The organism is Porphyrobacter sp. CACIAM 03H1, assembly GCF_002215495.1.
In the GTDB taxonomy this organism is placed as follows: domain Bacteria; phylum Pseudomonadota; class Alphaproteobacteria; order Sphingomonadales; family Sphingomonadaceae; genus Erythrobacter.
Genome location: NZ_CP021378.1, coordinates 85,551 through 112,540 on the forward strand (window position 1 = coordinate 85,551; position 26,990 = coordinate 112,540).

22 protein-coding genes and 1 pseudogene are annotated in these 26,990 nt (G+C 64.9%); 12 read left to right on the forward strand and 11 right to left on the reverse strand.

Annotated features, from left to right (window positions below; translation table 11 throughout):
• Nucleotides 1-231: 231 nt before the first annotated feature.
• The 9 genes and pseudogenes from CBR61_RS00400 to rpoB form a co-directional block, all read right to left on the reverse strand.
• Nucleotides 232-1,149: a nucleotidyl transferase AbiEii/AbiGii toxin family protein gene (locus CBR61_RS00400; protein WP_088912579.1), complete on the reverse strand. Its 918-nt coding sequence runs from the start codon at nucleotides 1,147-1,149 to the stop codon at nucleotides 232-234.
• A gap of 4 nt (nucleotides 1,150-1,153) precedes the next feature.
• On the reverse strand, nucleotides 1,154-1,942 hold the full coding sequence (locus CBR61_RS00405; protein WP_088912580.1) for a type IV toxin-antitoxin system AbiEi family antitoxin: 789 nt from the start codon (nucleotides 1,940-1,942) through the stop codon (nucleotides 1,154-1,156).
• Between the two features lie 164 nt (nucleotides 1,943-2,106).
• Entirely contained in the window at nucleotides 2,107-2,727 is a 621-nt protein-coding gene (locus CBR61_RS00410) for a thermonuclease family protein (protein WP_088912581.1), read from the reverse strand.
• Nucleotides 2,708-3,757, reverse strand: coding sequence for a hypothetical protein (locus CBR61_RS16675; protein WP_157696450.1), 1,050 nt, complete (start codon nucleotides 3,755-3,757; stop codon nucleotides 2,708-2,710). Before CBR61_RS16675 ends, CBR61_RS00410 begins: the two co-directional genes overlap by 20 nt.
• A gap of 277 nt (nucleotides 3,758-4,034) precedes the next feature.
• Nucleotides 4,035-4,280 (reverse strand): helix-turn-helix domain-containing protein, encoded by a 246-nt coding sequence (locus CBR61_RS00420; RefSeq protein ID WP_157696451.1) that lies wholly within the window; start codon nucleotides 4,278-4,280, stop codon nucleotides 4,035-4,037.
• Nucleotides 4,281-4,775: 495 nt separating this feature from the next.
• A complete protein-coding gene (gene gltX, locus CBR61_RS00425) occupies nucleotides 4,776-6,134 on the reverse strand; it encodes a glutamate--tRNA ligase (protein WP_088912584.1) in 1,359 nt (452 codons plus the stop codon).
• Between the two features lie 40 nt (nucleotides 6,135-6,174).
• On the reverse strand, nucleotides 6,175-6,615 hold the full coding sequence (locus tag CBR61_RS00430; RefSeq protein ID WP_088915376.1) for a DNA-directed RNA polymerase subunit beta': 441 nt from the start codon (nucleotides 6,613-6,615) through the stop codon (nucleotides 6,175-6,177).
• Nucleotides 6,616-6,938: 323 nt separating this feature from the next.
• Nucleotides 6,939-11,091 (reverse strand): annotated as a pseudogene (gene rpoC / locus CBR61_RS00435) (DNA-directed RNA polymerase subunit beta'); the annotation flags it as partial.
• Nucleotides 11,092-11,161: 70 nt separating this feature from the next.
• Nucleotides 11,162-15,352, reverse strand: coding sequence for a DNA-directed RNA polymerase subunit beta (gene rpoB / locus CBR61_RS00440; RefSeq protein ID WP_088912586.1), 4,191 nt, complete (start codon nucleotides 15,350-15,352; stop codon nucleotides 11,162-11,164).
• 427 nt (nucleotides 15,353-15,779) lie between these two features.
• Between rpoB and CBR61_RS16680 the strand changes: the two genes are divergently transcribed.
• The 7 genes from CBR61_RS16680 (at nucleotide 15,780) to CBR61_RS00470 (ending at nucleotide 20,308) form a co-directional block, all read left to right on the forward strand.
• Nucleotides 15,780-15,917 carry a hypothetical protein gene (locus CBR61_RS16680; protein ID WP_157696452.1) on the forward strand — a complete coding sequence of 46 codons (138 nt, stop codon included), beginning with the start codon at nucleotides 15,780-15,782 and terminating at the stop codon, nucleotides 15,915-15,917.
• Between the two features lie 26 nt (nucleotides 15,918-15,943).
• On the forward strand, nucleotides 15,944-16,492 hold the full coding sequence (locus CBR61_RS00445; protein WP_088912587.1) for a DUF2975 domain-containing protein: 549 nt from the start codon (nucleotides 15,944-15,946) through the stop codon (nucleotides 16,490-16,492).
• Complete coding sequence (locus CBR61_RS00450) at nucleotides 16,492-16,734, forward strand: helix-turn-helix domain-containing protein (RefSeq protein WP_233996790.1); 243 nt, start codon at nucleotides 16,492-16,494, stop codon at nucleotides 16,732-16,734. Before CBR61_RS00445 ends, CBR61_RS00450 begins: the two co-directional genes overlap by 1 nt.
• A 325-nt stretch (nucleotides 16,735-17,059) precedes the next feature.
• On the forward strand, nucleotides 17,060-17,575 hold the full coding sequence (gene rplJ, locus CBR61_RS00455) for a 50S ribosomal protein L10 (RefSeq protein ID WP_088912589.1): 516 nt from the start codon (nucleotides 17,060-17,062) through the stop codon (nucleotides 17,573-17,575).
• Between the two features lie 72 nt (nucleotides 17,576-17,647).
• Nucleotides 17,648-18,025, forward strand: a complete 378-nt coding sequence (rplL, locus tag CBR61_RS00460; RefSeq protein WP_088912590.1) for a 50S ribosomal protein L7/L12 — start codon at nucleotides 17,648-17,650, stop codon at nucleotides 18,023-18,025.
• Between the two features lie 93 nt (nucleotides 18,026-18,118).
• Nucleotides 18,119-18,769 carry a hypothetical protein gene (locus CBR61_RS00465; protein WP_088912591.1) on the forward strand — a complete coding sequence of 217 codons (651 nt, stop codon included), beginning with the start codon at nucleotides 18,119-18,121 and terminating at the stop codon, nucleotides 18,767-18,769.
• Between the two features lie 153 nt (nucleotides 18,770-18,922).
• Complete coding sequence (locus CBR61_RS00470; protein WP_088912592.1) at nucleotides 18,923-20,308, forward strand: MATE family efflux transporter; 1,386 nt, start codon at nucleotides 18,923-18,925, stop codon at nucleotides 20,306-20,308.
• Here CBR61_RS00470 and CBR61_RS00475 read toward each other — a convergent pair.
• Nucleotides 20,305-21,168, reverse strand: coding sequence for a mechanosensitive ion channel family protein (locus CBR61_RS00475; protein ID WP_088912593.1), 864 nt, complete (start codon nucleotides 21,166-21,168; stop codon nucleotides 20,305-20,307). The genes CBR61_RS00470 and CBR61_RS00475 overlap by 4 nt on opposite strands.
• Before the next feature lie 211 nt (nucleotides 21,169-21,379).
• Here CBR61_RS00475 and groES point away from each other — a divergent pair, with 211 nt between their 5' ends.
• The 5 genes from groES to CBR61_RS00500 all read left to right on the forward strand — a co-directional run bounded on the left by groES (nucleotide 21,380) and on the right by CBR61_RS00500 (nucleotide 25,916).
• Nucleotides 21,380-21,667 (forward strand): co-chaperone GroES, encoded by a 288-nt coding sequence (gene groES, locus CBR61_RS00480; RefSeq protein WP_088912594.1) that lies wholly within the window; start codon nucleotides 21,380-21,382, stop codon nucleotides 21,665-21,667.
• Between the two features lie 53 nt (nucleotides 21,668-21,720).
• Nucleotides 21,721-23,352 (forward strand): chaperonin GroEL, encoded by a 1,632-nt coding sequence (gene groL / locus CBR61_RS00485; protein WP_088912595.1) that lies wholly within the window; start codon nucleotides 21,721-21,723, stop codon nucleotides 23,350-23,352.
• 145 nt (nucleotides 23,353-23,497) lie between these two features.
• Nucleotides 23,498-23,905, forward strand: a complete 408-nt coding sequence (locus CBR61_RS00490) for a host attachment protein (protein ID WP_088912596.1) — start codon at nucleotides 23,498-23,500, stop codon at nucleotides 23,903-23,905.
• Nucleotides 23,906-24,063: 158 nt separating this feature from the next.
• Complete coding sequence (locus tag CBR61_RS00495) at nucleotides 24,064-24,726, forward strand: SRPBCC family protein (protein WP_088912597.1); 663 nt, start codon at nucleotides 24,064-24,066, stop codon at nucleotides 24,724-24,726.
• The gene (locus CBR61_RS00500; RefSeq protein WP_088912598.1) at nucleotides 24,726-25,916 is read left to right on the forward strand and encodes a zinc-dependent alcohol dehydrogenase; all 1,191 of its coding nucleotides are present in this window, start codon (nucleotides 24,726-24,728) and stop codon (nucleotides 25,914-25,916) included. Before CBR61_RS00495 ends, CBR61_RS00500 begins: the two co-directional genes overlap by 1 nt.
• Nucleotides 25,917-25,965: 49 nt before the next feature.
• On the opposite strand, the gene CBR61_RS00505 is transcribed toward CBR61_RS00500, so the two are convergent.
• Complete coding sequence (locus tag CBR61_RS00505; RefSeq protein WP_088912599.1) at nucleotides 25,966-26,958, reverse strand: glycosyltransferase; 993 nt, start codon at nucleotides 26,956-26,958, stop codon at nucleotides 25,966-25,968.
• Nucleotides 26,959-26,990: the final 32 nt, after the last annotated feature.

Below are 26,990 nucleotides of genomic sequence, written 5' to 3' on the forward strand. Positions count from 1 at the left end.
GAGCGGGCAGCCAAGGCTGGATTTCGTCGGTGATCAGCGGCAGCAGCGCCGCATTATGGCGACGTTTGCGGACGGAATCTGAGCGACTCGGTTGCGCCCATCTATCGTCACGAGCCCAGGCTTCGCCGAGCCCTCCTTGGCGACGTAAACAGTATCGGTTGCGAGCCTTGGCAGCGGCGAAAGTCGGGCATCCGGCCTGCATGGTCTGGCACAAGCGAGCCACGCACACGGTCAGGCAAACAGCACATTCTCCAAGGCAGATATCAGTTCATTTCGCTTCCCGTCAGGAAGTCGATCGAGGTTCTGTCGCTTCCAAAGAACGGCAGGCAATTTGTCAGCTCCAGGTATGCCGAGAAGGTCCCAATCGGGCGTGCCTTTCTTGAAGCCGACCAGGAAATGCCGATGAGCTTCGGGCATTTCACCGACCATCGCAGTGATCAGCGCCTCGCGCGCGGCTTCAAGTTCGGCAAGGTCGACTGGCTCGATGGTCATGCCGACAAACCCCCGCGCGTATTCCTCTGCCAGTGGTTTTCGTGCGGGGGCGAGGATCTCTGCCATCGGCCGATTATGGCTTATGAGATAGACAAGGAATGCCCGGCGCAGTTCGTCCCCTATGCCCTCGTGTGCGAGAAGGTCGCGCACATCAAACAGGTCGCGCGGGTGCTGGCGATCAAGAGCCGCGACGATCTTGCCGGCATAGAGATCGGCAAAGGAGACAACCTGCATTTCGGCAAAGCCGAATTCCTCTTCGACCCTTGCCACCACAGGCGTGATGGCAGGTTCGTAGACTGTGCCGCGCAATACCGGCGTGATCTCAATCTTGATCTGCACATCCCCGGAACGGACGATCAGTTTGGTGACGATGTCGTCGCCAGCAGAGCGGGACGGATTGATCTTCGCGCCTGGAATGCCGCCGCCAATCTGCTCTGCAATTCGCATCATGGCGGCATCTATGGCCTTGAGCGATGTGGAGCGGTCCTCGACCGGCAGATAGGTCAGATCAATGTCGACAGACAGGCGCGGCATGTCGCGCACAAACAGATTGATCGCAGTCCCGCCCTTCAGGGCAAATGCCTGCTTCCTGGCGACAAAAGGGATGGTGCGGATCAGGAGCGCGACTTGCTGCCGGTAGGTATCAAGGAAAGGCATTCCCTCATTGACCTCCCAGGTCAGACGGGACGGTTATCTGGTATGTGGGATCGAGCTTGCCGCCTTTCACGAGAACGCGCTTGCCCGCCCCTAGATCGACCCGCTCCATGTCGAGCCGCGATCGCCAGGCATGGCGGTGCCGGTCGGCAAAGAAGAAGAAAAGCCGCTTCACCTTCACGCTGGCGCAGGCTTCGAGCAGGGTCTGCAACCGGCGCGGGCTGAGGTCGGTCATGCCTTCCATCAGCATATCGACCTGGTGGAAGCTTTCGCGGTTCGGGAGCTCGTCGAGAAGTTCGAGCAGCGCACGCTCCTTGCTGGAATATCGTATTGGGAGGCTCATCCCGGCGGCACTGTACATCACAGGTTGCGGCGCTGCGGGGGCATCAGCATCGCCCGGAAACAAACGCAGGCTGTTGTGCCACCGGAAGTCTATATCGAGGGGCAGGTGGTCCAGCCAGGTCGGGGCGCGGGTCGGTCCATACAGGTGAACCTCGCGCATCTGCGCGGAGAGGTAATGCGCGTAGCCAAGCTCCTCGAGCGCAGTGCGCCCCCCTACTGTGAGCGGCAGGTCCATGAGGTATTGAAGCGATATGACGACCTGTTCCCAGGTCAGCTGGGATTGGGTTCGGCGATAGACGCGCCGCGCGGGGCTATGGAGCCATCCTGCATGCACATACTGGCTGCGGAGTGCGGAAGAATAGCCTTGAGCTTCCAGCCAGGCAGCATCCACCAGCAGCCCCTCGGGGAGCTTTTGCTGCAACTGGTTTAGCTTTCCCTCAAAACGCGTAGCCATGCTTAGTCTTATGGCACATTTTCAAACCAACGTCGAGTTTAAGTTTGATCAATTTCGCTAAGCCAGACTTAGCATTTTCTGCTATTGATAAACCAACGCGCTGGCGCTCCAGCTCTCGCTGGCCCACAGATCGAGGTGCGCGCGGCAAACTCGGCAATCTCGAGTCAGATCAATTGACCCTGTCCCTCAAACACCTTGCTCCGACGTCTCTGCCGACGCTTGAAGCTCCACGGCGGCTCGGGATTGTCCATTGCCCAAAGGCCTCGCCGATCACGGCGTGCATCGTCTTGCGCCGCAAAATACTCATTCTCGCGATCAAACGTGTATTGTTCGGCCACCCACGCCCAACCGTTCACGATCATTTCGAGCTCGATGTTGCGCGTGACGGGGCGCGCGCGCTTGACCGATCCGCCGCCCCGCTTGCCTTGGTGGAAATAGTCAACCGCCCCGGCATCCATCTGCTCGGTCAGGAATGCCATGCATAAGAACCGCTTGTATTGGTCGATGGGGAGGTAACCGGTCGACGCTTTGCCGATTGGGTCGAGCCGGAGCTCCTTGCCTGCAATGAGACCGGCGAGAAAGTCCTTGGCTTCCTGACCGAATGGTTGCTCCATTTCGGGCGCGTCGATGAACGCAAAGCGGAACGGAACGCGCTCGACCCAGGCCTGGCGGTAGGGATGCCAGACGCTTGCCAGAAAGCCATCACCGTCGAAGACTTTTCGGACGGCCGCCTTGAACACATCTTCAGGACCCGCAGGACCTGGATCATCGGGTACGATGATCATGCTGACCAGCCTCCACAAATGCGTTGTCGTTTCTGCTCTTGATCGAGTGCGCGGACTCTGGATGCGAAGGCGATTGACCGGTGCCGGGCCAACGCCGGAGCCAGGCAAAGCGCTGAGGATCGTGGCGAAGCAGGTATTCGCGGATGCGCTGCCGTTCCTCAGTGGACAAGCGCGGCAGCAGACTGCGCAAATCATTGTCGATCGCCTGGCGCGATGCGCCAAGGCTCTCGGCCTTGGCATACCATTCGCGCCCTGCCTGGAGGTCACCAAGCTCGATGTGGACTGCGCCCAACAATGTGCAGGGCCTGAAGTCGCTCGGAGTCAATCCATGCGCTTCGCATGCCAATGCCTTTGCGTCGTCGAGGCGGCGCAGGTCACGCATTGCTCCGCCGCGCGTTGTTGCCAAGGCCGAGATTAGCTTGGGGTTTGGCCCGATCTGCGCCCGCGCTGCCTCGGTCAGGCGCAAGGCTTCCTCCGGGCGGTCTGCCTTGCGCCAATGCGCACTCGCGTTCACAGCGTCCCAGGGATCACCGCTGGTTTGCCATGCTTTCGTCAGAGCTTCCGCTTCCAATTCGTGGAAGGCTCTCTGCAGCGCGTCTGTCCAGCAGTCATCGGCCTCGGTCTTCAGCCATGCGACGTCCTCGGCCTTGAGGCGTTGCCGATTGGCGACTTGCCTGAGAAGCGCCATCACGCGCGGATAGTCCTCGCTTTCGACATATCCTATGTCGAAGCGCTGTCGCAGTTCCCGTGCTTCACGCTTTCGCCGAAGCACAGGATCGTTCGCCATAGCGGCAAAGGTCTCCTTGATCGCAGCGGCTTTTGCCTCATCGCACGCCGCCCTTTCAGCAGCATCCTTCACAGCCTTCGCCGAAGCTTCCTCGATGCGTACTGCATGCTCCTGCTCGGCCCGGGAGGAAAACTCTCCCTGATTGATCTTGCCATCAGCCAAGGCGCAGAGTGCATGAAGACCCGTGGAGACAAGAAACTGTCGCTGTAACGCGGTCACTTGCTCGCCGGAATCGATCTTCAACAAGATCCCGTTCAAGCGAGCGCCCAATTGAGACGCGCCAGGCAGGTCCTCCAGAAGATAGCGTTTCGCCAAATCGCCGTGCTGAGATCGTGTCATGGCCCGTCGCTACGTCTGGGGTTATGCGCACCGTTGATATCTACAGCTCAGATATCGTGCGAGTTTCTATGTAGCGCACTGACCTTTTGTATCTCTTAACGTCGCCAGGTGGCGTCGTAGCTTGCGCGGAACGCCGCTAAAGGCGCGCGAATGGGTTGCAGGGGAAAGCCACTGAATGGCCCTAAAAGACATCCTCGATGGAAGGGCCACGCTCTCGCGGCCCGATCTTGATATCGAGATCGAGGTTCGCGATCACGCGGAGCAGCGTGCCGAGCTTTACTCCAACGCTGCCGTTCTCGATGGCTGATATGGTCTTCTGCTGTGTGCCGGAAATGCCGGCCAGGTCTGACTGGGTCATTCCCTGCCGCACGCGCGCGCTCTGGATGATTGCACCTAGCTGCCTCGGCAGTCTTACGAGCTGATCCATCACCGCCTCCGCTGGCCACCCTATACCCTGCAAGGTATAAACCCGCAATATACCCTGCGGGGGATCACCTCGCATTGTGGCGGCTGAACATCAGGCTCTGAGGGCAAATCAATCTGCCAGCGGGCACGCCGCCGATACTTTGCCCTTTTCGACAGATCTCCGACTGGGGGAGCACGATCAGCGGCTCATGGCCGAAGGCACCATCCCATGGCGCGATCGAACTGCGAGGACACAAAACGGGTACGTATTGCAACAAGGAGCCACAAATAAATCGAACCAAAAAACTTGCATTGGAACGATACATCGTGCTACATGATGAATGTGCCTGAAACAGTGATTAGAGACCCAAATCTTCTAAGCAATTCAGACTTGGGGGCATGGCAAGTGGAATTTCAATCTTCGAAATGTATATATGATAAGTATATCAAATACTTACTTTTTACTTGTTTGTCCTCTTCTGGCACCATCGTCAATCAAATGGCAGATTACAACCCCTCAGTCGGCGGCGCGGGTCAGTCTTGCTCGGGCTTCCGTCTCGCCGATCAGCGGTAGCAGTTCGCTCATGTCCGGGCCGTGATCCATGCCGGTCAGCGCCTGACGCAGCGGCAGGAACAGTGCGCGGCCCTTGCGACCCGTCGTCTCCTTTAGCGCCGCGGTGAGCGCCGCCCACGGTTCCTCGCCCCATGCCAGCATTCGCGCCGCCTCGGCGAGGAATGCCCTGTCATCATCCGCGAACTCCCGCTGACCGATCGGGCCGGTGACCAGTCGCCACCACTCCGCCGCCTCGGCGACATGGGCGAGGTTCGGACGGACCACATGCCAGCCGGCTGCATCCATCCCCTTGGGCAGGCGGGGCGCGACCGCTTCGTAGGGAAGCTGGTGGACGATGCCGGCGTTAATCCGCTCGAGATCGTCCTCGTCGAACTTCGCGGGCGCGCGGCCGAAGGTCGCAAGGTCGAAGCCGGCGATCAGTTGCGCGCGGTCGACGATCGGTTCGACCGGCTGTGACGTGCCCAGACGCGCAAGCAGGGCGATGATTGCCTCGGGTTCGATCCCGCGCTCTTGGAGGGCATCGCACGCGAGCGAGCCGAGGCGCTTGGACAGCTTGCCCTCGCGCCCCACCAGCAGCGCCTCGTGAGCGAAAGCGGGAAGCGTCTTTGCTGCACCGTCGGCTGCAGCAAAACCTGCAGCATGAAGTGCGGTAAAGATCTGGATTTGCACTGCTGTGTTCGAGACGTGGTCCTCGCCGCGCAGCACCTGCGTCACGCACATGTCGATGTCGTCGACGGCGCTCGGCATCATGTAGAGCCATGACCCGTCGGCGCGGCGGACGACCGGGTCGGATAGCTGTGCCGGGTCGAACTTCTGGGTGCCGCGGATGCCGTCTTCCCAGCGTATGGGCTCGTCGTGGTCGAGCAGGAAGCGCCAGTGCGGCTGGATACCCTCTGCCTCCTTCGCTGCCCGTGCCTCGTCGGTCATCGTCAGCGCAGCGCGGTCGTAGATCGGCGGCAGGCCGCGCGAGAGCTGGATCTTCCGTTTGACGTCGAGCTCCTGCGCGCTCTCGTAGCAGGGATAGATGCGCCCAGCCGCGCGCAGGGCCTCGAAGGCGGCTTCGTAGCGATCAAGGCGCGCCGACTGCCGCTCCTCGCGGTCCCAGCCGAGACCAAGCCAGGTAAGGTCGGCGCGGATCGCCTCGACATATTCCTCGCGGCTGCGTTCCGCGTCGGTATCGTCGATGCGCAGGATGAAGGTGCCGCCTGCCTGCCGCGCGAGCATCCAGTTGTGGAGCGCGGTGCGGATGTTGCCGACGTGAAGCCGGCCGGTCGGCGAAGGGGCGAAGCGGGTGGTCGTCATGGCGGAAGCGGTAGAGCGCCCCGCCCCGCCCCGCAAGCGATCAGAGGGCGCGGATCTCGGCTGCGGCGAGCGCCAGTGCAGCATCCCACAGGCGGTGCGCGCGATCGGCACGGACCAGCCCGTCGAGCGCCGCCTCGAAGCCGCGCCGGTCGCCCTCGGCCGCCGCATCGACGAAGGCGCCGATGGTCGTCTCGTCGTGGCTGAGCAGGCGGCAGCAGAAGCGCGAGACGGCGATGTTCTCGGACCAGGTCGCGGCGATCGCCTGGGCGAGGATCAGCGCCTTGGCCGCGACTTCGACCGAGCCGAGGCGCGCCGCCAGTTCGGGCACCGGATCGCGGCCGACACGGTCATGCACCGCGATCAGCCGCAGGGCATGGATGAAGCGCCCCGCGATGGGCCCGAGCCTTTCCACCCGCGGCGGGACGGCGAGGGCCGCGATGGTCTTGCGGGCGGCGTCGGTGGGGGCTTTGGGGTGGGGCATCATACCTCGCTTACGGTCAGATAGGGTCATGCGTGCACGCCCTCTTCTACCTAGTTGCGAGTGATTTGCAATATCGAAAAATGCGCCCGCTGCCCCGAAAGCAAAACCCCGCCGGAGCGCGAACTCCGGCGGGGCTGTGCAAGGCCGATCGTGGCGGGCGAGGTCTTACTCTTCGCCGTCATCCTCGACGTCGGCTGCGGGGGCGGAGGCCGCCATCGCGGCCATCGCGGCCTTCATCTTCTCTTCCGAACCGATCGCGTCGGCGGCCGGTTCGACCTCGCGCTGGCCGGAAGCGGCGAGCGCATCCTGCTGGCGCTTCCACGCCGCCTTCAGCGCCGCATCGCGGCTGTTGGCGGTGACGCGCAGGCGGTTCATGCCCGCACCCGTCCCGGCGGGGATGAGACGCCCGACGATCACGTTCTCCTTGAGCCCGATCAGGGTGTCCTTCTTCCCTTCGACCGCCGCCTGCGTCAGCACGCGGGTGGTTTCCTGGAACGAGGCCGCCGAGATGAACGAGCGTGTCTGGAGGCTCGCCTTGGTGATGCCGAGCAGCACCGGGGTGCCCTGCGCGGGCGCCTTGCCCTTGCCGCTCTGCATCAGCTTGGCGTTGATCTCGAGCATCTCTGCCAGATCGACCTGCTCACCGGGCAGCAGGGTGGTGTCCCCGCCATCGGTGATCTCGACCTTCTGCAGCATCTGGCGAACGATCACCTCGATGTGCTTGTCGTTGATCTTCACGCCCTGCAAGCGGTAGACTTCCTGGATCTCGTTGACGAGATATTCGGCTAACGCCTCGACGCCCAGCACCTCGAGGATGTCGTGCGGGTTCGGCGAGCCGGAAATCAGGGTGTCACCCTTCTTCACGTAGTCGCCTTCCTGCACGTCGATCACCTTGGTCTTGGGGATCAGGTACTCGACGGGTTCGCCCTCCTCGGGGATGATCGCGATCTTGCGCTTCGCCTTGTACTCGCGGACGAATTCGATCCGGCCGGAGATCTTGGCGATGATCGAGACGTCCTTGGGCATGCGCGCCTCGAACAGCTCGGCCACGCGCGGCAGACCGCCGGTGATGTCGCGGGTCTTGGCGGCTTCGCGGCTCGCACGGGCGAGAATGTCGCCCGCCTGCACCGTGTCGCCATCCGCCACCGAAAGGGTCGTGCCCGGGGCGAGCATGTAGCGTGCCGCCTCGGTCTCGCCGGTGCCTTCGGCCAGAAGGGTCAGGCGCGGACGCAGGTCCTCCTTCTTCTTGCGGCCGGTGGCGCGGTTCTCGGTCACCACGCGCTGCGCGATCCCGGTGGCATCATCGACCTGCTCCTCGAGCGTGACGCCCTCGGCCAGATCCTGATACTTCACCACGCCCGATTGCTCGGTGATGATCGGCAGGGTGAACGGGTCCCACTCGGCGAGACGATCGCCGACCTTCACATGGTCGCCGTCCTTGAACTTGAGGACGGTCCCGTAGGGCACCTTGTGCATCTCGCGCTCGCGCCCTTCGGCGTCGATCACGGCCAGCTCGCCGTTGCGGGCGAGGCTGAGGATGCGGCCCTGCTTGTCGGTGATGGTCGGCATGTCGCGGTATTCGACACGGCCTTCCGAGATCGCCTCGAGGTGCGAGGTCTCGTTGAGCTGCGCCGCGCCGCCGATGTGGAAGGTCCGCATCGTCAGCTGGGTGCCGGGCTCGCCGATCGACTGCGCCGCGATGACGCCCACCGCTTCGCCGATGTTCACCGGGGTCCCGCGGGCGAGGTCACGGCCGTAGCAGGTCGCGCAAACGCCCTGTTCGGCTTCGCAGATCAGCGGCGAGCGGATCTTGGCCGACTGGACTTCCGCCGCCTCGATCGCCTTGACCATCGATTCGTCGAGCAGGGTGCCCGCCGGAACGATGACTTCGCCGGTCGCCGCGTTGACGATGTCTTCCGCGACCGTGCGGCCGAGGATGCGCTCGCCGAGCGAGGCGATCACCGAACCGCCCTGCACGATGGCGCGCATTTCGAGCGCGTTCTGGGTGCCGCAATCTTCCTCGACGATGACGCAATCCTGCGACACGTCGACGAGACGGCGGGTCAGGTAACCCGAGTTCGCGGTCTTCAGCGCGGTGTCCGCGAGGCCCTTGCGGGCGCCGTGGGTCGAGTTGAAGTATTCAAGAACGGTCAGACCTTCCTTGAAGTTCGAGATGATCGGGGTCTCGATGATCTCGCCCGAAGGCTTGGCCATCAGACCGCGCATCCCCGCGAGCTGCTTCATCTGCGCCGGGCTACCACGCGCACCCGAGTGGCTCATCATGTAGATCGAGTTGATCTGGGCTTCCTTGCCCGTCTCGGGATCGATCGGCTGCGCCTTGATCTCGGCCATCATCGCGTCGGCGACCATGTCACCGCACTTCGACCAGGCGTCGATCACCTTGTTGTACTTTTCCTGCTGGGTGATGAGACCGTCCTGGTACTGCTGCTCGTAACCGGCAACCAGTTCCTTGGTCTCCTCGACCAGCTTCTCCTTGGCGTCGGGGATGATCATGTCATCCTTGCCGAAGCTGATCCCGGCCTTGAACGCGTGGCGGAAGCCCAGCGCCATGATGGCGTCGGCGAACAGCACCGTGTCCTTCTGGCCGGTGTGACGATACACCTGGTCGATCACGTCGCCGATCTCGCGCTTGGTGAGCAGGCGGTTGATGATGTCGAAGGGCACCTTGTGGTTCTTCGGCAGACACTCGCCGATCAGCATGCGGCCCGGCGTGGTGACGAAGCGCTTCATTTCCACGTTGCCGTTCTCGTCGGCCTGCGGAACGCGGGCGATGATGCGGGTGTGGAGCGTGACAGCCTTGGTCTCGAGCGCCTGGTGCACTTCGGCCATGTCGGCAAAGCGCGGGAGCTTCTCGATCTTGGTGCCGTCGGCTTCCTCGATGAACTCGGGGTGCTTCTCCTGCCGCTCCATCGAGAGGTAGTAGATCCCCAGAACCATGTCCTGCGAGGGCACGATGATCGGCTTGCCGTTGGCGGGCGAGAGGATGTTGTTGGTCGACATCATCAGCACGCGCGCTTCGAGCTGGGCTTCCAGCGACAGCGGCACGTGGACCGCCATCTGGTCACCGTCGAAGTCGGCGTTGAAGGCCGAGCAGACCAGCGGGTGAAGCTGGATCGCCTTGCCCTCGATCAGCACGGGCTCGAACGCCTGGATGCCGAGGCGGTGCAGCGTCGGCGCGCGGTTCAGGAGAACCGGGTGCTCGCGGATCACCTCGTCGAGGATGTCCCAGACTTCCTTGCGCTCCTTCTCGACCCACTTCTTGGCCTGCTTGAGGGTCATGGAAAGACCCTTGGCATCGAGGCGGGCGTAGATGAACGGCTTGAACAGCTCGAGCGCCATCTTCTTCGGCAGACCGCACTGGTGCAGCTTGAGTTCCGGACCGGTCACGATCACCGAACGGCCCGAATAGTCGACGCGCTTGCCGAGCAGGTTCTGGCGGAAGCGGCCCTGCTTGCCCTTGAGCATGTCGGAGAGCGACTTCAGCGGACGCTTGTTGGCGCCGGTGATGACGCGGCCACGGCGGCCGTTGTCGAACAGCGCGTCGACCGCTTCCTGCAGCATGCGCTTTTCGTTGCGCACGATGATGTCCGGCGCGCGCAGTTCGATCAGGCGCTTCAGACGGTTGTTGCGGTTGATGACGCGGCGATAGAGGTCGTTGAGGTCCGAGGTCGCGAAGCGGCCACCGTCGAGCGGCACCAGCGGGCGCAGTTCGGGCGGAATGACCGGGATCACTTCGAGGATCATCCACTCCGGACGGTTGCCGGATTCGATGAAGCTTTCGACGACCTTGAGGCGCTTGATGATCTTCTTGGGCTTGAGCGCCGACTTGGTGGTGGCGAGCTCGTCCATCAGCGCGTCGCGCTCGGCCTCGAGGTCGAGCTGCATCAGCATGGTGCGCACGGCTTCGGCGCCGATGTCGGCGGTGAAGGCGTCTTCGCCATACTCGTCCTGCGCCTCGAGGAGTTCATCCTCGGTGAGCAGCTGGTACTTCTCGAGCGGGGTGAGGCCCGGCTCGGTGACGATGTAGCTTTCGAAGTAGAGCACGCGCTCGAGCTGCTTCAGCTGCATGTCGAGCAGCAGGCCGATGCGCGAGGGCAGCGACTTCAGGAACCAGATGTGCGCGACGGGCGCGGCCAGCTCGATGTGGCCCATGCGCTCGCGGCGGACCTTGGTCACGGTGACTTCGACGCCGCACTTTTCGCAGACGACGCCCTTGTACTTCATGCGCTTGTACTTGCCGCACAGGCACTCGTAGTCCTTCACGGGGCCGAAGATGCGCGCGCAGAACAGGCCGTCACGCTCCGGCTTGAAGGTGCGGTAGTTGATCGTTTCGGGCTTCTTGATCTCGCCATAGGACCACGAGCGGATGCGCTCCGGCGAGGCGATGCCGATCTGGATCTGGTCGAAGGTTTCGGGCTTCGCCAGCTGGTTGGTGAATTTGGTCAGGTCGTTCATGACTGTGTTCCCTTAGGGGGATGAAATTCGTGTGCGGCGGTGGCGGGGGGCCGTGTGGCCCCCGCGCCCCTTATTCCGCTGCCTCCAGCATCTCGCCGTCGTCGTCCTCGTCGAGGATCGACTTCAGTTCGACGTTGAGGCCGAGGCTGCGCATTTCCTTCACGAGCACGTTGAAGCTCTCCGGAATGCCGGCCTCGAAGGTGTCGTCGCCCTTGACGATCGCCTCGTAGACCTTGGTGCGGCCGACCACGTCGTCGGACTTCACCGTCAGCATTTCCTGCAAGGTGTAGGCCGCGCCGTAGGCCTGGAGCGCCCACACCTCCATTTCCCCGAAGCGCTGGCCGCCGAACTGCGCCTTGCCGCCCAGCGGCTGCTGGGTGACGAGCGAGTAGGGGCCGATCGAACGGGCGTGGATCTTGTCGTCGACAAGGTGGTGGAGCTTCAGCATGTAGATGATGCCCACGGTCACCTTGCGGTCGAAGGCCTCACCGGTGCGGCCGTCATAGAGGACGCTCTGGCCCGAGGAATCGATCCCCGCCTTGACCAGCATGTCCGAAACGTCCGCCTCGCGCGCGCCGTCGAACACCGGGGTCCCCATCGGCACACCGGCCGCAAGGTTGCCCGCGAGTTCCACGATATCCGCGGTCGAGCGGCTTTCGAGATCCTCGACATATTGCTCGCCGTAGATGTCCTTCAGACGCTCGAGCACCGCGGCAGGCGGGGCAACGCCCGCATAGTCGGACGCGGCGTTCGGGTTGGCGGCGCGCCATTCCTCCAGCATGCCCTTGATCTCGTGGCCGAGCGCGCGGGCGGCAAAGCCGAGGTGCGTCTCAAAGATCTGCCCGACGTTCATACGCGAAGGCACGCCCAGCGGGTTGAGCACGAGGTCCACCGGCGTCCCGTCCTCGAGGAACGGCATGTCCTCGACCGGCAGGATACGGCTGATCACACCCTTGTTCCCGTGACGGCCGGCCATCTTGTCGCCCGGCTGCAGCTTGCGCTTCACCGCGACGAAGACCTTGACCATCTTGAGCACGCCCGGGGCGAGTTCGTCACCACGCTCCAGCTTCTCCTTGCGGTCGTGGAACTTGGCGTCGATCAGCGCGACGGCTTCGTCGTACTGGCTCTTCACCGCCTCGATCTGCGCCTGACGGCTGTCATCGGCGACCGCGAACTTGAACCATTCGTGACGCTCGACATCCTCGAGAACGGCCTCGGTGATCTCGATGCCCTTCTTCAGGCCCTTCGGCGCGGCCGAAGCGGTCTGGCCGACGAGCATGTCGCGCAGGCGGTTGTAGGTCGCGCGATTGAGAATGTTGCGCTCGTCCGCGGCGTCCTTCCGGAGGCGTTCGATTTCCTCGTTCTGGATCGCACGGGTACGGTCGTCGATCTCGATCCCGTGACGGTTGAACACGCGCACCTCGACCACCGTGCCGGCGACGCCCGGGGGTAGACGCAGCGAGGTGTCGCGCACGTCGCTCGCCTTTTCGCCGAAGATCGCGCGCAGCAGCTTCTCTTCCGGGGTCATCGGCGATTCACCCTTGGGGGTGATCTTGCCGACGAGGATGTCGCCCGGGTGCACTTCGGCACCGATGTAGACGATGCCCGCCTCGTCGAGGTTGCGCAGGGCTTCCTCGCCGACGTTCGGGATGTCGCGGGTGATGTCCTCCGGCCCGAGCTTGGTGTCGCGGGCCATGACCTCGAACTCCTCGATGTGGATCGAGGTGAAGACGTCGTCCTTCACGATGCGTTCGCTGATCAGGATCGAGTCTTCGTAGTTGTAGCCGTTCCAGGGCATGAACGCGACGAGGCTGTTCTTGCCCAGCGCCAGCTCGCCCAGATCGGTCGAGGGGCCGTCGGCGATGATGTCGCCGGCCTCGATCACGTCGCCCACCTTCACCAGCGGACGCTGGTTGATGCAGGTGTTCTGGTTCGAACGCTGGAACTTCTGCAGCGTGTAGATGTCGACGCCCGACTGGCCGGGTTCGACATCGCCGATCGCGCGGATCACGATGCGGGTAGCGTCGACCTGGTCAACGATCCCGCCGCGCTTGGCCGCGATCGCAGCGCCCGAATCGCGCGCCACGGTCTCTTCCATGCCGGTGCCGACCCACGGCGCTTCCGCCTTCACGAGCGGCACGGCCTGACGCTGCATATTCGAGCCCATCAGCGCGCGGTTGGCGTCGTCGTTTTCCAGGAACGGAATGAGCGAGGCCGCGACCGAGACGAGCTGCTTGGGGCTGACGTCCATCAGCGTGATGTGCTCGCGCGGGGCCATCAGGTTGTCACCGTTGTGACGCGCCGAAACCAGCTCTTCCACGAAGCTGCCGTCTTCATTGAGCTCGGCCGAGGCCTGCGCGACGGTGTGCTTCTGCTCCTCCATCGCCGACAGGTAGATCACGTCGCCCGTGACCTTGCCGTCGATGACCTTGCGGTAGGGGGTCTCGATGAAGCCGTACTTGTTGACGCGGCTGAAGCTCGCGAGCGAATTGATCAGACCGATGTTCGGGCCTTCCGGCGTCTCGATCGGGCAGATGCGGCCATAGTGCGTCGGGTGAACGTCGCGCACTTCGAAGCCGGCGCGCTCGCGGGTCAGACCACCAGGCCCGAGCGCCGAAACGCGGCGCTTGTGGGTGACTTCCGAGAGCGGGTTGGTCTGGTCCATGAACTGCGAGAGCTGCGAGGAACCGAAGAACTCGCGCACGGCGGCCACGGCGGGCTTGGCGTTGATGAGGTCGTTCGGCATCACGGTCGACACGTCGACCGAGCTCATGCGCTCCTTCACGGCGCGCTCCATGCGCAGCAGGCCAACGCGGTACTGGTTCTCCAGCAACTCGCCCACCGAACGCACGCGGCGGTTGCCGAGGTTGTCGATGTCGTCGACCTCGCCCTTGCCGTCCTTGAGGCCGACGAGCTCCTTCACCACCGCGAGGATGTCTTCCTTGCGCAGCGTGGTGACGGTGTCCTCGCACTCGAGGCCGAGACGCATGTTGAGCTTCACGCGGCCCACGGCAGAAAGGTCATAGCGTTCGGCATCGAAGAACAGGCCTTCGAACAGCGCCTCGGCGGTTTCCTTCGTCGGCGGTTCGCCCGGACGCATGACCTTGTAGATCGCCTCTAGGCCCTCGTCGCGGTTCTCGGCCTTGTCGGCCTTGAGCGTGTTGCGGATCCAGGGGCCGGTGTTGATCTCGTCGATGTCGAGCAGCGGCAGGCGGTCGACGCCAGCCTTGTCGAGGGTCTCGACGTGCTCGAGAGTCACTTCATCGCCCGCTTCGATGTAGATGCGGCCGGTGCTCTCGTCGATCATGTCGGCGGCGGCATAGCGGCTGACGACTTCCTCGGTGGGAAGCAGCAGTTCGGTCAGGCCGTCCTTGGCGGCCTTGTTGGCCGCACGCGGGCTGATCTTCTGGCCGGCGGGGAAGATTTCCTCGCCGGTGGCGGCATCGACCAGCGGGAAGGCCGGCTTGGCGCCGCGCCACTGTTCGGCCACGAAGGGGATCTTCCACCCGTCCTTGGCGCGCTCCCAGGTCACGGTGTTGTAGAAATAGCCGAGGATGTCCTCGGCATCGAGGCCGAGAGCATAGAGCAGCGCGGTGACCGGCAGCTTGCGCTTGCGGTCGATGCGGACGTTGACGATGTCCTTGGCGTCGAACTCGAAATCGAGCCACGAGCCGCGGTAGGGGATCACGCGCGCGGCGAACAGCAGCTTGCCCGAGGAGTGGGTCTTGCCGCGGTCATGGTCGAACAGCACGCCCGGCGAACGGTGCATCTGCGAGACGATCACGCGCTCGGTGCCGTTGATGATGAAGGTGCCGTTCTCGGTCATGAGCGGCATGTCGCCCATGTAGACGTCCTGCTCCTTGATATCGAGGACGGAGCGGGTTTCGGTTTCCGAGTCCACCTCGAACACGATGAGGCGCAGGGTCACCTTCATCGGGGCGGCATAGGTGATGCCGCGCTGACGGCACTCGGTGGTGTCGTACTTGGGCTCCTCGAGCTCGTAATGCACGAAGTCGAGCTCGGCGGTGCCGGCGAAGTCGCGGATCGGGAAGACCGAACGCAGGGTCTTCTCGAGGCCCGAGACATAGCCCGTGGCCTTGTCCGAGCGCAGGAACTGCTCGTAGCTTTCGCGCTGAACCTCGATCAGGTTCGGCATCTGCACCACTTCGTGGATGTCGCCGAAGATCTTGCGGATGCGCTTCTTGGCGGTCCCTTGCGCCTTGCGGCTGCGGGTGACGGGCGGCTTCGCCTTGGTGGCCATGGAGGGGTCGTGCCTCTTCAATTGGGCCGCGCGAGAGGTGCTCGCGCGGACGGGAAAAATCGCTTCGTTCCACGCGAAAGGGGGGCCATGTGCAACGCGCAAAAGCCGCATGCCCAACTCCGCCTTTCAAGCGGTGCCGGCAGCAGCCTCCCAATGTGCGTCGCGATAAATGGCCTGTCGCCGCTTCCATCCGGTGACCGATCCCCGCGCATGAATCGGTCTTGCTCGAAGCGGGCAAGAGCGCGCGATGTAGGAGCGCCCCCCGGCGATGTCAATGCGGGTGCGCCCGGTGGAGCGCCGGCGCTAAGGCCTTACCGCAAAACGACGCGGCCAATATCGTTTTTCAATATTATTGATTGACGATAAGCCGCGACTCGGTTTAGACACTCCTTATCGAATCACGATGTGCCCCCGAAAGGAAAACGATATGACCCGCTTCCAGAACACGGCCTTCGCCGCCATTGCCGCCCTCGCCCTCTCGCTCGCGTCGATCGGCGCGATCGTCACCGTCCCGCCGGCCGAGGCCGCCGTGCCGGCCGCGATCGACCTGCCGGTCAGCGCCTGAACCGCGATCCGCCAAGGAGACCTGCCATGAACGCTCCCGGAAACGACCTGCTGCTGTTGTCAGGCAAGGTCGTGACGATCCTGCTCCAGGCGGCAATGGCCGTCGGCGCCCTTGCCCTCGCCATCGCCGTGCCGGCCCTGATCTTCTTCGAGGACGCGGTGCTCGAAGGGGTCAGGGCGGGCAGCCCGATGCCGCTCGGCGAAATCCCGATGCTGCCGCTGATCGGGCTGCTGGGCATCATGTTCATGATCCTCGCGGCGCTGTTCGTGTTCTTCGGCAAGCTGCGCGCGATCATCGACACGGTGAGCGCGGGCGATCCCTTCGTCCCGGTCAATGCCGAGCGGCTGAGCGCGATGGCCTGGCTGCTGCTCGCCTCGCAACTGCTGACCTGGCCGCTGGTCGCGCTGGCGCTGGTGATCGCCGAGTGGGCGCAGGAGCTCGACGATGTCGACCTGCGGCTAGAAGGCGACGCCTTCGACATCACCGGCATCCTCATGGTGCTCGTCCTGTTCATCCTCGCCCGGGTGTTCCGCCACGGCGCGGCGATGCGCGAAGATCTGGAAGGGACCGTGTGATGCCCCCCAGCATGGACGACATCGAAGGAGCCCGCATCATGGTCAAACTGGACGACCTGCTCTACGCCCGCCGCATGACGCTGACCGAACTGGCCGAGCGCGTGGGCCTCACCCTTGCCAACCTGTCGATCCTCAAGACCGGCAAGGCCAAGGCGATCCGCTTCTCCACCCTCGCCGCGATCTGCCGCGAGCTGGAGTGCCAGCCGGGCGACCTGCTGGGATACCGCGCCGAGGAGAGCTGAACCGCAATCGGCTTGACTTTGCCGTGCGTTCTTATAGAGGCCCGCCCCGACCGGCGGGCCTCGTGCCTTTGCCGCGTCATCCGTCCGAGACAGTTGGTGACCGGGATCTGCCGGTCTTAATCTCCAGCCTAGACGGGGAAACGAGATTTACGCGAGGGGCCCACGCCAACGTGGACGCCTTGCACGTGCCCGATGGCACACCCTCCTTCCCTATCGACGGACTCGCCCGCGCGTCGGAGCCGCATGGCTTCCGCGCGCGGACACAACGTAGCCGGTCGCGACCGGGGAGCCATTCCCGCCGCGATCAAATGTGAAGGAGTATGGCATGGATCGTTCGCAGAAAGCCGACGCGGTTGCCCAGCTCAATGCGGTCTTCTCCGAGGTCGGCGTGGTGGTCGTCACCCGCAACCTCGGCATGACGGTGGCCCAGTCCACCGACCTGCGCGGGAAGATGCGCGAAGCTGGTGCGTCCTACAAGGTTGCGAAGAACCGTCTCGCCAAGCTCGCCCTCGAGAACACCGACTATGTCGGGCTCGGTGACATGCTCACCGGCCCGGTCGGGCTGGCCTGGTCGAAGGACCCGGTCGCGGCTGCCAAGGCCGCTGTCGATTTCGCCAAGTCGAACGACAAGCTCGAAATCGTCGGCGGGTCGCTGGGTTCGGTCGTGCTCGACGAAGCCGGCATCAAGGCGCTCGCCACGATGCCCAGCCTCGACGAGATGCGCGCCAAGCTCATCGGTCTGGTCAACGCCCCGGCGACGAAGATCGCCCAGGTCGTCACCGCCCCCGCTGCCAAGGTCGCCCGTGTTTTCGCCGCCTACGCGGAAAAGGACGCAGCGTAAGAGACGCTTTTCGCCAGACGAAACAATCTGTTGGGACAAATTCGTCCCGCCACAATTTTGGAGTGAACCATCATGGCCGATATTGCCAAGCTTGTTGAAGAACTGTCGCAGCTGACCGTGCTCGAAGCTGCCGAACTCGCCAAGGCGCTTGAAGAAGCGTGGGGCGTTTCCGCTGCTGCCGCGGTCGCCGTGGCTGCCGCCCCGGGCGGCGCTGTCGATGCCCCGGCTGCCGAAGAGCAGACCGAATTCGACGTCATCCTGACCGGCGACGGCGGGAAGAAGATCCAGGTCATCAAGGAAGTCCGCGCCATCACCGGCCTCGGCCTGACCGAAGCCAAGGCGCTCGTCGAAGGCGCGCCGAAGGCCGTCAAGGAAGGCGTGTCGAAGGCTGAAGCCGAAGACATCAAGAAGAAGATCGAGGAAGCCGGCGGCACCGTCGAGCTCAAGTAAGCTCTTCGTCGCCGATCTTTCGGATCGACGCAAAAGGGGCGGCGCCAGCGATGGCGTCGCCCTTTTTTTACCTGTTTGCCGTAGCTTGGGGCAATGCGCAGCGAACAGGAAAAGCAGATCTTCCGCGAAACCCAGGGCGCCAGGATCTCGCGCTGGATCCGCGACAGCGAGGCCGGCTGGCTGTTCTACGGCCCCGGTGGCACCCCGTACCACATCCTCTCCGACGAGGCGGCGATGCTCGAGGCCGAGGGTAACGCCATCGTCGAGCGCCTGCTGGGACCGGGCTTCGTGACCCTGCCCAGCCATAGCACGATCTTCGCCGCACTGATCGGCGTCCCGATGCTGCTCGGGTGGTTCCTGCCTTCGCACATCAGCGGCATAGCCATGCCGGCGGCGGTGCTCCTGATGATCGTGCCGCTGCTGGCGCTCAACCTCGCCAACGACGTGGCTTACGAACGCGCCTTGCGACGCTGGCGGCGCCGCGTGGCCGCGCGGCTGGCGGAAGGCCAGCGCGGAGGCGTGCCGCTGCCGGTCGCCGAGAAGCACCGCCGCTACAACATCTTCCTCTTCATCTGCATCGCCGCGACGCTCGGGATGCTGGGCACGACGGGTCTGATGGTGGCAGGGGTGCTGGGCGAGAGATTCTATCTTCTCCAGATCGGCTTCGTCATGGTGGCACTGGCCGTCAGCCCCGCCGCGCGCCGGGTCGACGACACCCATCGCCGCCGCAAGTGGCTCGACTGAGGCCGCAGGCGGGGTTGGCGCCGATCACGGAGTCGGGAGTGCGCCCCATCCCGGGAAGCGGCACCGGCACCCGCTTGCGGCTTTTACGCTTTCCCCGAATCACCCCTGCGCCTATCCGGGCCGGCTTGCCTGACGGCAAGCACCGATACGACCATGCAACAGGCCATCACTCTCGAAACGCCCGGCTGGGGGCAGGAACTGCGCGCGACCCTCGGGATCGCGGGACCGCTGGCGGCTGCCAACCTGCTGCAGATGCTGACCTATGCCGTCGACGTGATCTTCATCGCCCGCCTCGGCGAACAGGAGCTTGCGGCATCGGCGCTGGCGGTGTCGCTGTTCGGGCTGGTGCTGTGGGCGCTGACGGGCCTGACCGGAGCCGTCGCGCCGCTGATCGCCGAGGCGGTCGGCGCGCGCGCGTCTGCGCTGCGGCCGGTGCGGCGCTCGGTGCGCATGGCGCTGTGGCTGGCGGTGATCGCGGGGATCGGCGGCACGGGGCTGTGCCTGATGCTCGATCCGATCATGCGCGTCTCGGGCCAGCAGCCGGGGATCATCGCGCTCGCCAACCAGTACAACACCGTGATCGTGTTCTCGATGGTGCCGATGCTGCTGTCGTCGGTGCTGCGCAACTTCGTCTCGGCGCTGGGCCGCCCGATCTTCGCCACGGCGATCACCGGGCTCGGCATCTTCGTGAATGCGATTGCCAACTACGCCTTCATCTTCGGCGAGCTCGGTGCGCCCGCAATGGGCCTTGCCGGTGCGGCGGTGGCGACGATCATCACCGCGTTCTTCACGCTCGGCGCCTATGTGCTGGCGATCCGGCTCGACCCGCGGCTGCACCGCTATCGCATATTCGGGCGGCTCTGGTCGCCCGACTGGGCCCGGCTGAAACAGATCGCCCGCATCGGCACGCCGATCGCGCTCACCATCACCGCCGAGGCGGGGATCTTCGGCGCGGCGGCTTTCCTGATGGGGCGCTTCGGCGCGGCGGAGCTGGCAGGGCACACGGTCGCGCTCCAGCTTGCCAGCCTCGCCTTCCAGGTGCCCTTCGGCGTCGGACAGGCCGCCGCGATCCGGGTCGGCTACCACTTCGGCGCACGCGATCCGCTCGGCGCGGGCCGGGCGGGATGGGTGGCGCTGGCGATCGGCGCGGGGTTCATGAGCCTCACCGCCGGCGCGATGATCCTCGCCCCCGAATGGCTGCTGCGCATCTATGTCGATCCCGACGCCGCCGCCAATGCCGCGCTGGTGGGCTTCGCGCTGCAATACCTCGTGCTGGCGGCGATCTTCCAGCTGGCCGACGGGGTGCAGGCCGTCGCCGCGGGGGCGCTCAGGGGCTTGCAGGACACCCGCGTGCCGATGTGGATCGCGATCTTTTCCTACTGGCTGCCCGGCATCGGCCTGTCGCTGGGGCTCGGCTTCTTCACCCCGCTCGAGGGGACGGGGGTGTGGATCGGGCTCGCGACGGGGCTGTTCTTCGCCGCCGCCGGGCTGATCTGGCGCTGGCACCGGCGCGACGCGCTGGGGCTGACGCGGGGTTAGGATCTCACCGGAAGCGCCCGCACCTCGCGCTGCGGGAAGGGGATGGTGATGCCCTTCTCGTCGAACCGCTGCTTGGCCGCCTCGGTCAGGGCCCATGACAGGGCGAGATAGTCGGAGGTGTTGCACCACACCCTGAGGCCCATCGTCACCGCGCTGTCGGCCAGCGCCGAGACGAACACCACCGGCGCGGGCTCCGCCAGGACCCGCGCATCGGCCCCCGCCAGCGCCAGCAGTTCCGCCCGCGCGGTCTCGATGCTGTCGTCATAGCCGATGCCGATCAGCAGCTCGAACCGCCGCGTCGGCATCCGCGAGAAGTTGACGATGGGCTTGTTCCACAGCTCGTTGTTGGGAACCATCACGTAGAGCCCGTCGTGCTGGAGCACCTCGGTGGTGAACAGGCCGATCCCCTGCACCACCCCGTTGACGGTGCCTGCGGCGATCGCCTCGCCCACGCGGAAGGGTCGCTGGATGAGGATCATCACCCCTGCCGCGACGTTCGACAGCGTGCCCTGCAGCGCGAGGCCCACAGCCAGTGCAAGGCCGCCAAGCGCGGCGATGATGCTGGTGGTCTGCACCCCGAACTGGGTGAGCACGGTGATCGCCACCACCACCCACAGCGCATATTTGACGATGTTGCTGAGGAAGCGCGCCACGGTCGGCTCGATCCGCTCCGATCCGGTCAGCGCCCGGTCGGCCCATTTCGAGAGCACGCGGGCGAGGATCACGCCGATGACGAGCACCGCCATGGCGCCGGTCAGATGGGCAAGGTTGGTCTTGAGCCACAACCACGCCTCGGCGGCGACGTTGATCTCCTCGCTCAGCGTGGCGGACAGGCGGGGCGGAAGCTTGGGGGCAGTCATCGTGCGGCGTGGTTCCTTGGGAATGTGCGGGGCTGGATAACCGAGCCCGCCCGCGCTGGCCACCCCGCCCCTAAAAACGCACGGCCCGCGAAATTTTTTGCCTGAACGGGGCTTGATTCATTCCCGCCCTGCGACCAAATGGCCGCTCGTTGGCACTCTCGAGGGGAGAGTGCCAAGCAACCCCTAGTCCAATTCAGGAAAGGTCATACACATGGCATTTCGTCCGCTGCACGACCGCGTCGTGGTCCGTCGCATCGAAGCCGACCAGAAGACCGCTGGCGGCATCATCATCCCCGACAGCGCCCAGGAAAAGCCGAGCGAAGGCGAAGTGATCGCCGTGGGCGACGGCGCCCGTGACGACGACGGCGACCGCATCCCGCTCGACGTCAAGGTTGGCGACCGCGTGCTGTTCGGCAAGTGGTCGGGCACCGAAGTCAAGATCAACGGCGAAGACCTGCTGATCATGAAGGAAAGCGACATCATGGGGATCGTCGGCTGACCGCCTGACCCCTTCTTCCTTTTCAAGAACAACCCAATCTCAGGAGAAACGAAATGGCTGCTAAGGACGTGAAGTTCGGCCGCGAAGCCCGTGAAGGCATTCTGCGCGGCGTCGATATCCTCGCCAACGCCGTCAAGGTGACCCTCGGCCCCAAGGGCCGCAACGTCGTCATCGACAAGAGCTTCGGCGCGCCGCGCATCACCAAGGACGGTGTGAGCGTCGCCAAGGAAATCGAGCTCAAGGACAAGTACGAGAACATGGGCGCGCAGATGCTGCGCGAAGTGGCCTCGAAGGCGAACGATGCTGCCGGTGACGGCACCACCACCGCCACCGTGCTCGCCCAGGCGATCGTGACCGAAGGCATGAAGTCGGTCGCGGCCGGCATGAACCCGATGGATCTGAAGCGCGGCATCGACCAGGCCGTGATCGCCGTCGTCGAAAACCTCAAGTCGCGCTCGAAGGACGTGTCGGACAGCTCGGAAATCGCGCAGGTCGGCATCATCTCGGCCAACGGCGACCGTGAAGTCGGCGAGAAGATCGCCGAAGCCATGGAAAAGGTCGGCAAGGAAGGCGTGATCACCGTCGAGGAAGCCAAGGGCCTCGAGTTCGAGCTCGATGTCGTCGAAGGCATGCAGTTCGACCGCGGCTACCTGTCGCCCTACTTCATCACCAACCCCGACAAGATGACCGTGGAACTGGATAACCCCTACATCCTGATCCACGAGAAGAAGCTGTCGAACCTGCAGTCGATGCTGCCGATCCTCGAAGCCGTGGTGCAGTCGGGCCGTCCGCTGCTGATCATCGCCGAGGACATCGAAGGCGAAGCGCTGGCGACCCTCGTGGTCAACAAGCTGCGCGGCGGCCTGAAGGTTGCGGCTGTGAAGGCTCCGGGCTTCGGCGATCGTCGCAAGGCGATGCTGCAGGACATCGCGATCCTCACCAAGGGCGAGATGATCAGCGAAGACCTCGGCATCAAGCTCGAAAACGTCACCGTCGGCATGCTCGGCCAGGCCAAGAAGGTCTCGATCGACAAGGACAACACCACCATCGTCGATGGCGCCGGTTCGGCTGACGACATCAAGGCGCGCGTCGCCGAGATCCGCACCCAGATCGACAACACCACCAGCGACTATGACCGTGAGAAGCTCCAGGAGCGTCTGGCCAAGCTCGCTGGCGGTGTGGCCGTGATCAAGGTTGGCGGTGCGACCGAAGTCGAAGTGAAGGAGCGCAAGGACCGCGTCGACGACGCGCTCCACGCGACCCGCGCTGCGGTGGAAGAAGGCATCGTTCCGGGCGGCGGTACCGCGCTGCTCTACGCCACCAAGGCTCTCGAAGGGCTGAAGGGCGCGAACGAAGACCAGACCCGCGGCATCGACATCATCCGCAAGGCGATCACCGCCCCGATCAAGCAGATCGCCCAGAACGCCGGCCACGATGGCGCGGTCGTCGCGGGCAACCTGCTGCGCGAGAATGACGAAACGCAGGGCTTCAACGCTGCCACCGACACCTACGAGAACCTGGTGAAGGCCGGCGTGATCGACCCGACCAAGGTCGTGCGCACCGCGCTGCAGGATGCGGCCTCGGTCGCCGGCCTGCTGATCACCACCGAAGCGGCCATCGTCGAGCGTCCGGAAGACAAGCCGGCCGCCCCCGCGATGCCCGACATGGGCGGCATGGGCTTCTAAGCATGCCCTGAGCCCTGTCGAAGGGCTCGGCTGACCTTGCGGTCCGACAACAGGAAGCCCCGGAGGTTCACGCCTCCGGGGCTTTTCTGTTAGGCTGTCCGCATTCGGGGGCGATCACGCAAAACGACAACGAAGGACGCCCACCATGAAACTGCCTCACAACGCCCACATCGCTCTGGTTGACGGCGAGCACTTCACGCTGTTTCGCAACGCGGGCCAGATGTTCGAGCCGAAGCTGTCGGAGGAAGGCAAGCCCGAACTCGACCCCACCAATTTCAGCGCCGGGGTGCGGCATCAGGATTCCGGTCGAAAGCCCGACAGCACCGATCTCGGCGAGCTTGCCCATGGCGCGGCGGCGGCCGAATGGCTCAATGCCCGGGCGATCGCCGGCGATATCGAAGCCCTGCTCGTCATCGCCGACCCGAAGACGCTGGGCGAGATGCGCCAGCACTATCACACCGAACTGACCGACCGTCTCGTGGGCGAGATTGCCAAGACCCTGACGGGCCAGACCACCGACCGGATCGAAGCCGCGATCATCGCCGCACCATAACCGGACGTGCGTCCGGCGGGACGGGCTGCGCCTCCCGCCGGTCAGCGCGTGCTTCGCGGATAATGCAGGTTACGGGCAGCGCCCCCTGCGCGTGCCATCCTCCGGCCTCGTACATGGATCGCGCCAGCCTGCGTCCATGCCCAGCCCCCGGAGGAACCATGCGCCACGAAAGCCCAGCCAAATGGCCCTATTTCGCCCTTGCCGGGATCGGCCTTGCCGCCATCCCTCTGGCGGTGGGCACCGCAGCCGCACGCAAGCGGCGCGAGATGCGCGGCGAGCACGACAGCGCCCCCGGCCACACCGCCCGCCGCGCCAGCTTCGGCGATTATCACGTGGTCGGCCGCACCGTCACCATCGCCCGCCCGCGGGCCGAGCTGTTCGCCTTCTGGCGCGATTTCCAGAACCTGCCGCGCTTCATGGCGAACCTCGACCGCATCGAGCCCGGCGGCGAGCCCGGCCACAACACCTGGCACATCCGTGCGCCGGCCGGAAAGGTCTACGCGGTCGACACGCGGATCGCCCGCGAGGTCGACGGCGAGCTGATCGCGTGGCGCTCCACCGAAGACAGCGAGATCGACACCGAGGGCCGCGTCACCTTCGAGGACGCGCCCGGCGACCGCGGCACCCGGGTCGGCCTGATCGTCGCCTACAAGCCCAAGGGCGGCGTGATCGGCGACATGATCGCCACCCTGGCGCGCCGCAGCCCCGAACTGCAGGCGCGGCACGATCTCAAGCGGCTCAAGATGCTGATGGAAGCCGGCGAGATCGCCACCTCGGCGCGCACCTGCGCCGACCTACCGACAGAAAAGGAGGCCCGCTGATGCGCGCTCTGACATGGCAAGGCACCCAGAAGGTCAGCGTCGAGACCGTCCCCGATCCCGAGATCGTCAACCCGCGCGACGCGATCATCCGCGTCACCGCGACCGCGATCTGCGGCAGCGACCTGCACCTCTATGACGGCGTGATTCCGGCGATGCGCCCGGGCGACATCCTCGGCCACGAATTCATGGGCGAGGTGGTGGAGACCGGCACCGACAGCACCCTGCAGATGGGCCAGCGCGTCGTGGTGCCCTTCACCATCAGCTGCGGCGGCTGCTTCCACTGCCGCATCACCCAGTTCAGCGCCTGCGAGAACTCCAACCCGGTCGAGAAGCAGGACATGTCCGAGAAGCTCTACGGCCACCCGATGGCCGGCATCTTCGGCTATTCGCACATGACCGGCGGCTATTCGGGCGGGCAGGCGGAATATGTCCGCGTGCCCTTCTCCGATGTCGGCCCGATCGTGGTGCCGGACCACCTCGACGACGAGAAGGTGCTGTTCCTCTCCGACATCCTCCCGACCGGGTGGATGGCGGCCGAGAACGCCGAGATCCAGCCCGACGATACGGTCGCGGTATGGGGCTGCGGGCCGGTGGGCCTGTTCGCGATCCAGTCGGCGATCGCGATGGGCGCGGCGCGGGTGATCGCGATCGACCACTACCCCCACCGGCTGGAGCTGGCCAAGCAGCTCGGCGCGGAGACCATCAACTTCCGCCTCACCGACGTGCGCGAGGCGCTGATGGAGATGAGCGGCGGGATCGGGGTCGATGCGGTGATCGATGCGGTCGGCATGGAATCCCACGGCTTCGCGGTCGACAACGTGATCGACATCGCCAAGCAGAAGGTCGGCATCGGCGCCGACCGGGCCAGCGCCTTGAAGCAGGCGATCCTCGCCGTGCGCTTCGGCGGGCGGGTGTCGGTGCCCGGCGTCTATGGCGGGATGACCGACAAGTTCCCGCTGGGCGCGGTAATGGAGAAGGGCCTGCAACTGCGCACCGGCCAGACCCATGTGCAGCGCTACATGGCGGACCTGCTGGCCAAGATCGAGGGAGGCGAGATCGACACCACCTTCCTCATCAGCCACCGCCTCCCGCTGGAGGAGGCGGCGGACGGCTACAAGTGCTTCAAGGAAGCACAGGACAGCTGGACCAAGGTGGTGCTGAAGCCGGGGATGGCGGCAGGCACCGCCTGAGGCGGCCCGGGGCGGGGCGCGCCCGCTCGGCCGGACGAAGCGCAACCCGTCAGCGCGCGTGGCGGGCCGCCAGAGCTGCCCGGGACGTTGCGCTGCGTGCGAGACGCCCCGAACGGTAACGCACGCCGCCCAGCAGCAGCCGTGTGCCGAGTGCCAGCCACGCCGTGACCGCCCGTTCCGCGATCCATGCAGGCGCCCACAGCGCGCTGGTGGGGGGAAACACGGCCCGCGCCTCGCCCCTGCGCCGGCCGGCCTCGGCTGCCACCACCGATCCGGCGGCAAGCAACGCAAGTGCGCCGAACCTTCGCTTTCGGGTCAGGGCCACCGCCAGCGGCAAAATTGCCAACTGGGCGACAAGCCGGTGCGGCCGGGCAAGTTCGTCGTAGGCCTGCCGCACCCGCTGGTTGCGGAAATGCGCCGTGGTGGACGGACGGCGGACCACGAACAGATCGCAGGCCACGATCTCCCGGCCGCCTACCGCCTCGATCGTGCGGACCAGTTCAAGGTTCTCGAACAGAACATCGCCGGCATAGCCACCGGCAGCGAGGAATCGTGACCGGCGCAACCCCAGTGTGCCGGGCCAATCGCCGCCCGAGACACGGTTCAGGAGGCTTCGCGCCGTGTCCCACCGGGCATGCCAGGGGAGCGGATGAAACCAGTTCTGCGGTCGCACGACATCCGCCTGCGCGAGCAATCCCACAAGACGCGAGAGCTCCGCGCGGCGGTATCGCACATCGTCGTCGGCGATCACCACATGCTCGTGGCGCGCAGCGAAGATCCCGGTGACAACCCCACCGACCTTGCCGTTGGGGGTGGGACATAGAGGCCGCAAGTGCCGAACGTGCCCGCTCCAGGCCGCATCGTGCGCCTCGAAGACATCAGCGGGAGAGCCGTCGACGACGATCACCTCGTCCACCTGCCGGCTGAGTCGCCGCAGATAGCCGGTCAGTGCCCGCGTCTGCGGAAAGGCGGCCGCGATCGGCAGGATATAGCTGATTGGCAGCGGCTCGGCGGCCAAGGAAGGCGGTGAGGGACGGTCCATGGACTACCCGTGCACCTTCTGCATGAGGAGAG

Excerpts from the sequence above, each read along its gene's own strand:
- CBR61_RS00400 (WP_088912579.1), bottom strand. The coding sequence starts at position 1,149 with ATGCCTTTCCTTGATACCTACCGGCAGCAAGTCGCGCTCCTGATCCGC.
- CBR61_RS00405 (WP_088912580.1), bottom strand. The coding sequence starts at position 1,942 with ATGGCTACGCGTTTTGAGGGAAAGCTAAACCAGTTGCAGCAAAAGCTC.
- CBR61_RS00410 (WP_088912581.1), bottom strand. The coding sequence starts at position 2,727 with ATGATCATCGTACCCGATGATCCAGGTCCTGCGGGTCCTGAAGATGTG.
- CBR61_RS00420 (WP_157696451.1), bottom strand. The coding sequence starts at position 4,280 with ATGGATCAGCTCGTAAGACTGCCGAGGCAGCTAGGTGCAATCATCCAG.
- gltX (WP_088912584.1), bottom strand. The coding sequence starts at position 6,134 with ATGACGACCACCCGCTTCGCCCCTTCGCCGACCGGCCGGCTTCACGTC.
- CBR61_RS00430 (WP_088915376.1), bottom strand. The coding sequence starts at position 6,615 with ATGCCCCACCCCAAAGCCCCCACCGACGCCGCCCGCAAGACCATCGCG.
- rpoB (WP_088912586.1), bottom strand. The coding sequence starts at position 15,352 with ATGGCCACCAAGGCGAAGCCGCCCGTCACCCGCAGCCGCAAGGCGCAA.
- CBR61_RS16680 (WP_157696452.1), top strand. The coding sequence starts at position 15,780 with ATGACCCGCTTCCAGAACACGGCCTTCGCCGCCATTGCCGCCCTCGCC.
- CBR61_RS00445 (WP_088912587.1), top strand. The coding sequence starts at position 15,944 with ATGAACGCTCCCGGAAACGACCTGCTGCTGTTGTCAGGCAAGGTCGTG.
- CBR61_RS00450 (WP_233996790.1), top strand. The coding sequence starts at position 16,492 with ATGCCCCCCAGCATGGACGACATCGAAGGAGCCCGCATCATGGTCAAA.
- rplJ (WP_088912589.1), top strand. The coding sequence starts at position 17,060 with ATGGATCGTTCGCAGAAAGCCGACGCGGTTGCCCAGCTCAATGCGGTC.
- rplL (WP_088912590.1), top strand. The coding sequence starts at position 17,648 with ATGGCCGATATTGCCAAGCTTGTTGAAGAACTGTCGCAGCTGACCGTG.
- CBR61_RS00465 (WP_088912591.1), top strand. The coding sequence starts at position 18,119 with ATGCGCAGCGAACAGGAAAAGCAGATCTTCCGCGAAACCCAGGGCGCC.
- CBR61_RS00470 (WP_088912592.1), top strand. The coding sequence starts at position 18,923 with ATGCAACAGGCCATCACTCTCGAAACGCCCGGCTGGGGGCAGGAACTG.
- CBR61_RS00475 (WP_088912593.1), bottom strand. The coding sequence starts at position 21,168 with ATGACTGCCCCCAAGCTTCCGCCCCGCCTGTCCGCCACGCTGAGCGAG.
- groES (WP_088912594.1), top strand. The coding sequence starts at position 21,380 with ATGGCATTTCGTCCGCTGCACGACCGCGTCGTGGTCCGTCGCATCGAA.
- groL (WP_088912595.1), top strand. The coding sequence starts at position 21,721 with ATGGCTGCTAAGGACGTGAAGTTCGGCCGCGAAGCCCGTGAAGGCATT.
- CBR61_RS00490 (WP_088912596.1), top strand. The coding sequence starts at position 23,498 with ATGAAACTGCCTCACAACGCCCACATCGCTCTGGTTGACGGCGAGCAC.
- CBR61_RS00495 (WP_088912597.1), top strand. The coding sequence starts at position 24,064 with ATGCGCCACGAAAGCCCAGCCAAATGGCCCTATTTCGCCCTTGCCGGG.
- CBR61_RS00500 (WP_088912598.1), top strand. The coding sequence starts at position 24,726 with ATGCGCGCTCTGACATGGCAAGGCACCCAGAAGGTCAGCGTCGAGACC.
- CBR61_RS00505 (WP_088912599.1), bottom strand. The coding sequence starts at position 26,958 with ATGGACCGTCCCTCACCGCCTTCCTTGGCCGCCGAGCCGCTGCCAATC.